Below are 12361 nucleotides of genomic sequence, written 5' to 3'. Positions count from 1 at the left end.
TCTTCATCCGTATTATAATCAACTCCACTTTATGAGATAATAGACTCTAAGAAGTCTCAGAAATCCAAAAAGTCCAAGGCAAATAGCAAGGAACTATTAAAAGACGCAAAAGTCTCGGAAGTTTCAGATATCGAACGAGACGTATCAGAAGTCTAAAAAGTCTCAAAGGATGGAGCGTGAACTATGGCCGGTGAATATCATAGCCTGAAAAAGCAGCAGTATCTGAATCTGATCAAAGAGTGTGCGCACAGCGGAAAGAACAAGCGCGAGTGGTGTTCCGAAAAAGGAATCAAGTATTCCACATTCATGCGTTGGCAGGCTTTGCTACGGGATGAGGTGGCAGAGCAGGTCATGGAACAGCAGGCGATCGTACCAGTGAAAATTGCTCCACCGGCATCTGGCACTCGTATTCCAGATCGTTCATCCCGGCAGGAGGTCGAGATCCGGAAAGGAGAACTGTCGATCTCTTTGCCGAATTCAGTGTCTGCCGCATACATCCTGGAAATCATAAAAGGTCTTTCCTGATGCTGGGGGATATCCGACAGGCGAAGAATGTGTACATCGTTACAGGCTACACAGATATGCGAAAAGGAATACGAAGCCTGGTGCCCTATGTGATGCAGAATTTCAAAATGGATCCATATGAAAGCGGCCTGTTTCTGTTCTGTGGCAAGAAGTGTGACCGCATAAAGGCACTGCTTTGGGAACCGGATGGATTTGTTCTTCTGTATAAGGTACTGGACAACGGCAGATACCAGTGGCCCCGGAATGAAAAAGAAGTCAAAGAGCTGACATGGGAACAGTTCACTTGGCTCATGCAGGGCCTGAGCATCGAGCAGCCCAAAGCGATCCGTCCAGGCAAGCCAAAATTCTATGTGTAGTTTTCAACAGTGCTTGCGTTTTTCGCGTAATATTCTGACCAAACGAACCGCCTTTTTGACCGTAATTTTCTCCGTGGCAATCTCCCTCATTTTGCTGGAAATCTGCTCTTTTCTCCTGTATAATCTTCTTGTGAAGAATGCAGAAGAAAGGCGGCAAAGAATATGACGGAGATTGATTTGAGCACTCTGACCCCGGAGATTGCCGCCTACATTCGCGCTCTTGAAGCGAAGAACCAGAAGCTGGAAGAAGAAAACCGCGCCCAGAAGGATGCGCTTGTCCGGCTGCAGTCTCTGAACGAGCAGCTCGTTTGCCTGCGCAAGCGTATGTTCGGGCAATCCAGCGAGAAGATCGAATACGTCGACTGCAAGCAGTTGGATTTTTTCAATGAAGCGGAAGTCTGCTGTGATGCCGCAGCTCCCGAGCCGGGGAAAACTGTTCCGGTAGCAGCCCATTCACGCAAAGCAAAGCGTACCAAGGCTGAGCTCACCGAGGGCCTGGAACACCAGAAGGTCTTATGCGAGCTGCCAGAGAATGAGCGGATCTGCGCCCGGTGCGGCACTGAGATGGTTCGGATCGGTGAAAAATACATTCGCTCTGAGCTTACCATTATCCCCGCAAAACTCTCTGTGATTGATTATTATACAGCAACCTACAAGTGTGCTCACTGTGAGCAGGAAACGGGTGAATGCTACATTGAGCAGGCGAAAGCCCCGGTTCCGGTCATGAAGAAAAGCATGGCTGCTGCTTCCACAGTCGCTTATGTTATGCAGGAAAAGTTCCAGAAAGGCGTACCTCTCTACCGACAGGAAGAATATTGGAAGAGCCAGGGTGTTGACCTGCGACGGAACACAATGGCAAACTGGGTCATTCGAAGTTCCCGGTGGTTTGCCCCTTTATGGGATGCCTTCCGGGATGAACTTCTCCAGAGTGGCATTGTCAATGCAGACGAGACGGACTGCCACGTTCTGAAAGAGGATGGCCGCGAATCGAAACAGATGTCGAAGATGTGGGTGTTCTGCTCACCGGAAAAGAACATTGCGCTTTACCAGTACAAACCCAGCCGTAAGGGCCAGGTAGCAAAAGAGATGCTCAAGGGCTTCTCAGGCTATCTGCAGACCGACGGCTACTCGGGTTACAATGCGGTAGAAAATGTAACTCATATTGGCTGCTGGGCGCATGCGCGGCGTAAATGGGTGGACTGCTTCGTGGATAACAAGCCTGTGGAGGGCAGCAAATCTCAAAAAGCGTTTGAGTACGTTGAGAAAATCTTTGCGCTGGATTCGTCGTGGAAGGATCTGCCGCCGGATGACCGAAAGTCACATCGCCTGGCAGAACTGAAACCTGTTATGGATGAGTATTGGGAGTTTCTGAACAGCTTTGAATCTGACAAAAATTCAAATCTTGGCAAGGCACAGACTTATTCATTGAACCAGAGGGAAGCCCTGGAAAGTGTTCTGCTGGATGGCCGTCTGACGCTTACCAACAATCTTGCAGAGCGGACCGTGAAGCCTTTCGTTATGTCCCGAAGGAACTTCCTGTTTTGTGACACCTCGAAGGGTGCAGATGCAAGTGCGCTGTGCTTCAGTATGATCGAAACGGCAAGGCGAAATGGTCTTGATCCTTTTGGGTATCTGCTGTTTCTGCTGCAGGAGCTTCCTAAACTTGGTGAAATGCCTGCAATGGAACAGCTCAAACCTCTTTTTCCGTGGTCTGAGTCCATCCCGCAGTATTGCCATCTTACCTGATTTTCTGCACCTCCTGTCCGAGGTGCTTTTTCTTTTGCCCTTGATGGGTGATTATTGACCGCTTACTAACCAATCCATTCCATCCAAAGACCCATCTTAAAAAGGTAGGGCTTACGCACACTTTAATCCATGCAGTAAAATGCTCAGAATCGGCGGTTTTGGTTTCAACATCATTTCCAAAAACATCAATTAACGCCTTCATCACAATCTGATGACAGAAAAGCTCAACACACGTTGTGTTATCTGCTCCAAACATCTGGAAAATTGATTTTCGGTACAGATTAAGATCAAACCCATTTGGCATAGGTTCGCAGTCATCTTCCAAAACTTCCGGCCTTTTCGCAATACGGTCAAGTCTGAAATTTTGTACCTTGCTACGCCCATCGTTATATCCCACCACATAATAGAAGTCTCCGTCCCAAATCAGTTCGTAGGGACTTACAAGGTATGGCTTTCCATCATGCTTAAGAAATTGTCTGCCAGCGACATCATAATCTATGTACTGAAAAGATATTTTCTTTTTGGAATCAATAGCCGAATTGATAGCATCAAGAATATAATATCCCTTTTCATTATCCGACTTTACTCTCTCGGACACATCAAGATGTCTTTGAAGCTGCTTAGCGTTGTATTCGTTCGTTAGTGATAAAAGATGTGAAATCAGTTCTTTACTTTTTCGTTCTGTTATGAACTTAGACGAAAGGACAGCATCGACTAAAACTTTCAGCTCTGCAAGATCAAATACTTGTCCATCATAATAGTATTTATTTTGCGTTGAGTGTATCACTTCGACTGGAAGACCGCCCTGTTTCATGACCTCCAAGTCTTTACCTAGAGTATTTCGATTGACATCTATGGAATAGCGATTCTTTAGGATTTCGATAAGCTCCATCGTAGAAAGCGGATGATTTTCATCTGAGCATTCAATAAGGATTTGATACAGATAGATGAGTCTATACTTGCTTTTGTTTTCCATTTCAGAATCACCCCCTCATCTTATTTTTTCATCAAAACGCAGACTGCACAATCAGAATATGCCTCAATAATTCTAGCAGACATATTGTCCTCGATAATATAATTGAGGTGACTCGTATCCTTACAAAAGAACTTTTCAATCAGTTGCCGTGCAAATAGGTCTCCTGCAGTAGTGGAAGAAGCGACTGTTCCAATCATTCCGTACCCATCCGCATAAGCGCGAATAGTTGAATTGCGGAATGGTGTTATGTCGTCTTTTCTTAGGGTTATTTCAAGATCATTTTGGAAGAGACTTTCTTCACCTTTTTTCGTTTTTCTAACAATAACGAATGTCACCATTTGACTATACTCTGGATGTTCATGGAAGTATGGCATCTCATTTGCAATGGCATATTGCTCTGCATAAGAATCGTTTTGAACAATCAAGCGATAGCGATTACGCAACGATGCTGAGCCAAATGCTTGAGGATCAATACTTTCTACTGACTCAGGGATATAGATTGTTGAATACTCGCAGTGGTCAAATGCGTCTGCATCAATTTTCTTTACTGTTTCTGGCAAAATTATACGCTGGATATTATACCTCATTTCAACATCTTCATAAACAAGTTTTCGGTTCCAGTTCATTGGTGAAAATGCCGCAGAACAAATACGTGTCACGGGGCAATCGTTTATCATCGACGGAACATAGACACAATCGACAGCAGCTCCCTTGAATTGGACAATCATTGCGTTCCTTTTCTTTGAATCAAATTTATAAGCCCACTCAGACTTCAACGATTCTGTATCCTGCTTATGAATCTCCCAATAATCGGAAACGATTTGCGTTCTTTTTTCTATTGCTTCACGGTAATCATTATACAGAAGAATGTCTAAAGTGCTAGATAACACCTTCTGCGGAAGCATATTGTAGTCAATTAAATATCGAAGTATTATCCGATCGTGGCGCACAACTGAATAATAAAAAAGCTGCTCTCGATATTTACTGATGTATTCGTTGGTTTCTTTGATGATTTTATCTGCAAAGAAAACGCCACTTTCCGTTGCATACATAAAACCTCTTATTACAGCAAAATTGTCAAAGCCATGCAGCCATTTATTTATACTTTCTTTCATGAGAATTACAAGGGCGTCTTTTGGAGGTACTAGGGAACTCGATTTCTTACTACTACCATAGACAACTAAAACATTCGGGACACTGGGCACGCTCTCTGGCAGGTCACCTAAAAAAACAAATCTTCGCAGGTTTGGGCATAGTCTAAAAGAGCCCCCCTGAATTGATTTGAGTGATTTTGGAAAGACTACGGTATCAAGGTTCGGACACTCCGAAAAGCAATAATTACCAATCGATTTCACACCGTCAGGAATCCTGATACTAACTATATCGCCGTTTTTCTCCAAATAATAATCTGGCAAATCCGTAAGACCATCTACATCTAGTGTCTGAGCGGAAGAATAATCGGTAAGGTCTACATAGGCTTCATGTTGGATAGAGTTGCTATTTTCGGTGTTCTGCCCATCATCGTTGTCGGTAATAAAATTCGGCAATTGATTTGTTACCCAGTCCACTTCTGCAGGCGTCAAATCATAGTCATCGCATAAGTCTAAGAGGGAATCGAGCGTGAGCTTTTTATTTAGAGTCTTTACTGATTCAATCAATTTTTCACAAGGGTTGTTCATCGCAATTATCCTTTGCTTCATTCAAAATAGCAATAGCGTATTGTGGATATGCCTCAACAATTGTGGCCGAGGCGCACGTACCAATCATATCACAGATTTCTTTAGAACTTGTGCACCCTGACCGTATGGTGCGGGCACTATTTGCAATATGTCCTACACATCCGACTCCATCTATTTCAACGCGAACAGCATAAGGATCGTATTCATTTTCTGGCTCCTTGTAAATCTCAATGGTAGTCCCATTTTGAAGAAATTGTCTGTTACCATAGGCATGTATACCAACAATCGTGAACCGCGTTTCCGAACTTTCCACAGCTTCTTGAACTGGCAAACGGTGCTTTAAGGCGTATTGCATTGCATAAGAACCTTTTGGAGCAATAACCGTCAAGTTACGGCATCCCTCAAACGCATTTTCGCCAATTGAAGTAACCGACGCAGGGATATTGATTGTGAGATTAGAGCAATACTCGAACGCATTGTCAGCTATACTCTGTATTGTATTCGGCAATTCGATTTCCTTAATCAATTTGCGTAGAACATATCTTTCGTCACTCGGTTTTCCGAGTATCGAGCGACTGCGGTAAAAATCACGCAAACATGAGAAGGCATATTGAGAAATGTGAGAAACGGTAGTCCCATCAATCATATTGGGGACACGAATATAATCGATATTATCCCCTCGATAGGATGTTATAGCTATAGTGGAATTATTATCCACTCGTACATATTTCCAATATTTTTTTATAGCTTCTTCGGATAAAGGAAATACCTTTTCATAATCATTTAAGACTTGAATTTTTGTTGTCAGTTTACTCCTAAGCTCTTCTGGAAAAATCGAATCTAATGTTTTTTTATGTATTCTGTTTGGGAGTAAATCATAATTGTATAGATACTCCATCAAAGAGGAGTCATGCTTAACAACACCATAATAAAACAGTGCTTCATAGTGTTGCTTAATGTAGCTCTGATTCTTTTTGTAAACCACGTCGTCAAAGGTATCTCCGCGAAGAGCCGCATAGGCAAAGCCCTCAATACACAAAAAGCAATGTTCTCCGAATATTTCATAACAGTCAGAAAGAGCTGTTGAGTATAAAATGATTTTGAGCTTATCGTATATCGACAGACCGCCCCGCAGCATTTGATTTTTTTCTACTTTTCCATAAATGACAAGCCTATCAACATTAGAATTCAAAAGTGGCAATAAATAAAGACTCCCTTGTGGAAGATCACCCCTAAACACAACTTCTTTTAGCTGTGCACAACCTAAAAAACAATCATCTCCAATATATTTCACAGATGACGGAACGACGATTGATTTCAGATGTTTGCAATTTGCAAATGCGCCGTTTCCGATAGTTTCAATTGTATCGGGAATCACTACGTTTTCTAATTCTTGATGGTTTTGAAAAGAATAATCGCATATTTCGTTACAATTGATTGGAATGGGAAGTATGCTAATTTGCTTTTCTTGGGTTCCATGTACAGAATCTGATGGTATGTCATTCGTTTTGATTCGATGCAACTCTAATAATTTTTCGGCTACCCAGTCAACTTCTGCTGGTGTCAAATCATACTCGTCACACAAATCCAAAAGATAATCTAACGTGACTTTTTTGTTTGAACTAATTACAGAATTGACCAATTTCTCGCAGTGTTCATTCATCCGTATTTCCTCATATACTAAAGCCTTATTGAGTCCACCATGCCGACTGCCCTTTTGTAGCTTTTCCTCCGCATTCCTTGAAATGAAACACATATCCCATCAAGCTGAGTCGATTGATGATCGTCTGAATTTCAGTTCCACCTAACACCCATAAAACACCCTTTTTAGGTCGATTATCTATATATGAAACATTCAACGATTTCAATGCCTCAATTAGATCGTCCTTTGGTTTCACTGATGAAGTTTCCTTACGGAAAAGATTTTTTTCCAAAATCTTTGTGGATAAAAAAACTACATCAATGGGCGGCAAAGAATATTTGTCACATATATCTAAGAATTCCGATGTGGAAATTTTTCTTCCTTGGCGAATCAGATTTGATAAAATCTTTTGAATCTTTTCACTCATATAAATAAAAAGCCTGTGCCCGATATGAGCACAGGCTTACACCATGTTAATTATTGGTTTCAGTCTTGATAAAATATTTTGCCATCTCTTCATCCGAAATATCCGCATTAAAGCGTTCATCGAAGTCGGTGACAAAATCCGAAAGACGGTTCACAAAATCATCCGTAGAAGTTGCGCCCTCGACAAGTTTTTCATAGAGGACATCTACACCCCCGCGCACATAGCTGTCATAACGTTCCTCATCTTCCGGTGTGTGCTTCCGAAATGCTTTATCAATGCGTTTCTGTGCATCATGTTCATAGGCACTATCCAGAAGCATGATAAGCCTAAAATTGAAAAGCATTTCTTCGGACGAGTAGATCACGCGATCACCCATGACATTGGTGTTATAGACTTCGTTCGTTGTCGGATTTTTGGTATTGTCAAGATCAGCTCTTCTGTTATACAGGAAACCGATTAGCGGCGCATTGCACAACACATCCACATTGCGTTCAAATACCTTTGTACCCGAAATGGATTCAAACTGACTTGTCAATTTTGTGACACGATCCGCATGGGAACCTCTGAATCGATATTGTTTATCAAACATTGTTCCACTTCTCCTTATGCAAGATGGGTTTCAAACTCATCGACCTTATTGAAGCGATGGCGGCTTCCAATCTTATCACTCATGTACTTCTCAGCCAGATCACCATCGGTATCCTTGATGAAAATAATAACCTGTTCTGCGACATCGGGCAGTGCTTTACACACAGACTCAATGCGCTTTTTATCAAATGCAGACAGAGGAGCATCCATTACAAGGGGATAAGGCTCAGACTCCAGCATCCGAAGTTCTTCCGAACTTGCGTTTTTGTTCTCACGTGCCATCTTGATGATGCCAGCAATAAATGCAAAAATAACGGAAATGCTCTGTGCAGTAGAGGTTTCCACATTATCTTCTCCGTACCCATTAACGGTAACAGTAATGTGGTATTTTTCATCAATCGAAAGTGATAAACCACCATCATAAATATCATTGAAGATTTCGTTGATCGTAGCCTGAAGTTTCGTCCGAACCTCAGTTTCGCTTTTTTTATATACTTCGGACAGCTGATTATAAATTTCAAGCGCATAGGAACGGCAGATTTCAATCATGCGATTTTTGTCGTCCTTAAGGCTAAGCTCTCGTCTATTCGTATCTGCTGTATCCCGTTCACGAGTAAGACGATCCTGCTCAGAAGTCAAATCTGCAATTCTACGAACCTGATCAGATGCCGATTTTCTGCAAACGAAAATTTCGTTTTGAAGTTTACGAACCTCCGCAGCGACATCAACGCTTGTGGCCAACTGGCTTTCAACCCGGCGCAGATCATCCTGCGCATCGGTGATTTTATCAGCATCATCGCTAATAAGTCCATAGGATGCAGCAACAGAAGCGGAAAGATTGGTTTTCCCCAGTGTGGCGATTCGATTCTTTGCATCCTTTTTGAACTGCGATACAGTCGTGCTAATAGACTGCGGAGGCAAATAGTCCATCAGAGCCTTAACATTTTCGTATGCAACGGTACCTTCATCTAAGTGTGTCCCACAGATACATTTTTTCTGACGGAGCAAATACTCGATGGTTTTTACGTGCATATATGGAATGTCTGCATTAGGGATGGTTTCATCCTTTAGCATCTGCAAGGCACGGTAGATGAGGCTCTTGGAGAAGAAAGAGCTTGCCCCCATATCAAATGTGTGGAACATTTCCTTGCAGGTCTGAGCCTGATGTTTCTGTGCGCTCTTTATCTCGCTTTCATGCTGCTCCTTCTCTCGTTGCAACTTCTTTCCATCATCATATTTTTTAATTTCTTGTGCTTTTTCAAGCATCCGCTGCTCGGCCTGCTCTCGCTGTTCCTCTGCCGTTTCAAGCTCCGTAGCGATTTCATCAAGCCGATTTTGACAACGCTCAACCGTTGCAGCATACTGCGAAAGTTTTACATCGCTGTTCCTATCAAATGCCTTGTCAAAACTTCCAACAACACCCGAACTGCCCTTGAAATGGCTGATTGCAGAAAGCATACCGTTCAGACCAAGCAAACCGTTGACTGCCTGAGCAAAATCATCGCTTTTCTTGTTGCCGGCAATGTCTTTACTCATTTTTTCAATACGTTCGCCATCGAAGAAGAAGTACCGTGACAGTTCCTTTGGCAAGATGTTTTTAACGACATCTTCACACGCGGTCTTTTTCTCATACACGAGAGTGCCATCAGGTTGTCTTGTTGCAATGGCAAAAACAGAATTTTGAGGGGTGAGTTTAGTATAGTCTCTTACATACACCTGCTCTCTCGTCAGGACGTAGTTCAGTAGACCATGGTTGAGGCAAAGCTCGACTCGAACAGTCTCCTTTGAACCCGGAATCATCTTGCTGGCAACTTTAGAATTGAGCAGCCGCTTGTCGGAGAAAGAAGTTTCACCGTACATACACCAAAAGAAAGCCTGTGCAAAGGTGGTTTTACCGCTGCCGTTTTCGCCAAGGATGATTGTAACATTCTTACCATCAGAGCCGTCCGCAAACGTAATCGACTCATTTTGGAACTGCCGGAAATTTTCCAGCTTTATTGATTCGATAAGCATTTTACTTCCTCCTCGATCATTTTTTTGATTTCCGCAACCATTTGAGAATCGGACTTTGCTCTGGATTTATTGTTTCGGTTTTCTTGAATAATTATCTTATTCATCAGTCTGCGAACAACTTTTTCATCCACCTGATTAGAATCCATTATTTTGCCCCTCCTTTTTATAGGCAATAAAATCAGCTTTTACAGTCAATCTCTTTCGCAAATTCGGCTTCGACCCCAACCTCTTCAATGGTATCAATATGATAGACTTCTTGGATGTCCCAAATCAAAGATTGGGCATCCATACCATTTAATGCTTGTGCCGCAAATTCCTGCATACGCGCACATTCATTCTTTACAAGTGATACATCCCGGCTAGCTTGCTCTACCGTAAGCCCCGGAACTTCATCCAACGGTCTTGGTAACGTCACAAAGTCATAAATCTCAGCAAATCTTTTTCCGGGAGCTTTTCTAAGCACACGGCCTCGACGCTGGATATATTCTTTTGGATTTGTTGTGCTTGCAAGGATAAAGGCGGTTTTAATTCCCGGAATGTTCACACCTTCATCCAAACACTTTATTGCAACAATCGCTTGGAGTTTTCCGTTATCTTGGAATTTTTCTTTAATGGTAGCTCGTTCTTCGATGTTTTCGCGTGATGTAAAACGCGCAACACGCATTCCCAATTCATTTCCAAGCAGATGAGTGACAGCATCAATCTGTTTAATATCGCTGCTATCCGTTTCCGAATCATCTGCGTTTTCATCGAGAATATTGGTTGCACCGCAGTAGACCAAAATATTATTTTGGTCTTTATACGGTTCTATCTGCTTACGAAGCTCAGATATTTTTGCAATTGCTCCGGCGACTACCCGCGACCGCTTTATGGCAAGCATTTCACCGTAAGAATCCAATTTGACGCTGCCATTTCGTCCCTGAATGATGTGCTTTGTCATCTCTGAGGAAATTTCAGAGTATTTTTCCAGCTCATCATCCGAGAGATATACCACAATAGGATAGTATTTATAGGGCGTCAGCTTTCCATCCTTGATTGCTTGCTCCAACGTATAGTCAATACATTTCTTTCCAAAGAACTGGTATAGAGCTGCCGTTCCTTCTTCATCTCGATGGCGATCCATCGTTGCAGATAGTGCCAGTCGATAAGTAAATCGGTCATCCAACAGTTTACGGATTCTCTGCGCGCCAAAGTTGTGAGCTTCATCAACCATCAGAAGAATCGGTGCCCGAATCTTATCAATTTGGCTCTGGACATAAGAACCCGCAAAAGTTGCATTCGTGCAAACAAGGCAGAAGAAACTCTTCTTCGGTATCATACGCTGATCACGAATGGCCTTTTCCAACCGTTTTTTCCAGTCTTTTTGCGGTGATGAACTATACCCTACAATAGGTTTGATGTTGAATTTTACAATATCCTCAACCCACTGCTCCACAAGATGCTGATATGGACAGACAATAATAACGGCTAGATGGTCATTCAAATCTTGTGACAGCTTTGCAACTGCTGCCAATCCACTTATGGTCTTGCCAGCACCCGTACACATCGAGAATATTCCTTGATAATTTGCGCCTGCCCATGCAGCAACTGCCGCCTGCTGATAGTCTCGCAGTTGAATTTCAGCGGGCATTCGTGCGCCAACAGCTCCAGTGTCATCATTTTTAGCAGGACGTGCTGGCATTTTGAACTGCTCTTCATCAATTTTGAAGTTTACAGGTGAGAGCTTTCGGAATTTTTTGATGAAAACTTGCGTTACTTCAGGGGCAGCAATGACTTTTATTCCGCTTTCTTTATTTCCCCAAATTGCATCAAATGCCTTTTTCTTGAGGGACACCTGCTCTTTTTCATAATCGCTCTTCCAGCTGCAAAAAACATCTATGGTCTCGTAGTTGACTTCCATGGCCGTTGCCGACTCATTCATTGAGCCAGAAAACGCAACTATATTGCCAGATGAATCTTCCATCAGACCCATCTTCTCGTGGTACATTCCTATTCCACCATTATTTTCGGTATAGGCGAGTTTTATATCAAGGATTCCATCCTCAATCAGTTTCGTCAGCAGGTTCAGACGTTCCAACGTATAATAATCATTCGATACATCTTCATCTTGAATCTGCTTCAAAACCTTTTCCTTGATGTACGTCTCACGATTTTGATAGCCTTCTTGAATAGCTTTCACATCTTCTTCGGAGAGATAGGGAGACGCTACAATTTGGATTTTTCCACCATTGGAAGCCATATCGCAGATACCTTTTGATATTTCCGCCAAAGCAGAAGATGAAAAAAAGCCAACAGCACGCTTATAGGACACCGCTTCGTGAAGAATCGGAAGATAAAAATCCTGAACGACATTATCGATAAGGGATCGATATTCACTTTTGATAACACAGTCTGAAAAAGACATGACAC

Annotated in this window: 11 protein-coding genes; 3 read left to right on the top strand and 8 right to left on the bottom strand. The window is 42.6% G+C overall.

Annotated features, from left to right (window positions below):
• The first annotated feature begins 183 nt into the window (after positions 1-183).
• The 3 genes from tnpA to tnpC all read left to right on the top strand — a co-directional run bounded on the left by tnpA (position 184) and on the right by tnpC (position 2627).
• Entirely contained in the window at positions 184-525 is a 342-nt protein-coding gene (gene tnpA, locus ACXPUX_RS05685) for an IS66 family insertion sequence element accessory protein TnpA (RefSeq protein ID WP_441915329.1), read from the top strand.
• Positions 525-881, top strand: a complete 357-nt coding sequence (gene tnpB / locus ACXPUX_RS05680) for an IS66 family insertion sequence element accessory protein TnpB (RefSeq protein WP_441915331.1) — start codon at positions 525-527, stop codon at positions 879-881. Before tnpA ends, tnpB begins: the two co-directional genes overlap by 1 nt.
• A gap of 162 nt (positions 882-1043) precedes the next feature.
• A complete protein-coding gene (tnpC, locus tag ACXPUX_RS05675) occupies positions 1044-2627 on the top strand; it encodes an IS66 family transposase (protein ID WP_458828701.1) in 1584 nt (527 codons plus the stop codon).
• On the opposite strand, the gene ACXPUX_RS05670 is transcribed toward tnpC, so the two are convergent.
• From ACXPUX_RS05670 to ACXPUX_RS05635, 8 genes are read right to left on the bottom strand one after another with little or no spacing between them, the layout of a single operon-like run.
• A complete protein-coding gene (locus ACXPUX_RS05670; protein WP_458830692.1) occupies positions 2620-3603 on the bottom strand; it encodes a helix-turn-helix transcriptional regulator in 984 nt (327 codons plus the stop codon). The genes tnpC and ACXPUX_RS05670 overlap by 8 nt on opposite strands.
• A gap of 20 nt (positions 3604-3623) precedes the next feature.
• Positions 3624-5282, bottom strand: a complete 1659-nt coding sequence (locus ACXPUX_RS05665; RefSeq protein WP_458830690.1) for a leucine-rich repeat protein — start codon at positions 5280-5282, stop codon at positions 3624-3626.
• On the bottom strand, positions 5266-6945 hold the full coding sequence (locus ACXPUX_RS05660; RefSeq protein ID WP_458830688.1) for a leucine-rich repeat protein: 1680 nt from the start codon (positions 6943-6945) through the stop codon (positions 5266-5268). The genes ACXPUX_RS05665 and ACXPUX_RS05660 overlap by 17 nt, the downstream gene beginning before the upstream one ends.
• 25 nt (positions 6946-6970) lie before the next feature.
• Positions 6971-7351, bottom strand: coding sequence for a hypothetical protein (locus tag ACXPUX_RS05655; protein WP_458830686.1), 381 nt, complete (start codon positions 7349-7351; stop codon positions 6971-6973).
• 46 nt (positions 7352-7397) lie between these two features.
• Positions 7398-7940 (bottom strand): hypothetical protein, encoded by a 543-nt coding sequence (locus ACXPUX_RS05650; protein ID WP_458830685.1) that lies wholly within the window; start codon positions 7938-7940, stop codon positions 7398-7400.
• A 14-nt stretch (positions 7941-7954) separates the two neighbouring features.
• Positions 7955-9952: an AAA family ATPase gene (locus tag ACXPUX_RS05645; protein ID WP_458830683.1), complete on the bottom strand. Its 1998-nt coding sequence runs from the start codon at positions 9950-9952 to the stop codon at positions 7955-7957.
• Positions 9934-10098 (bottom strand): hypothetical protein, encoded by a 165-nt coding sequence (locus ACXPUX_RS05640; protein ID WP_458830682.1) that lies wholly within the window; start codon positions 10096-10098, stop codon positions 9934-9936. The genes ACXPUX_RS05645 and ACXPUX_RS05640 overlap by 19 nt, the downstream gene beginning before the upstream one ends.
• A gap of 32 nt (positions 10099-10130) precedes the next feature.
• Entirely contained in the window at positions 10131-12356 is a 2226-nt protein-coding gene (locus ACXPUX_RS05635) for a DEAD/DEAH box helicase family protein (RefSeq protein WP_458830680.1), read from the bottom strand.
• Positions 12357-12361: the final 5 nt, after the last annotated feature.

The organism is Faecalibacterium sp. PGM34, from assembly GCF_054456555.1.
The sequence above is the reverse complement of the archived record's forward strand: the minus strand, read 5'-3'. Positions and strand labels throughout refer to the sequence as shown.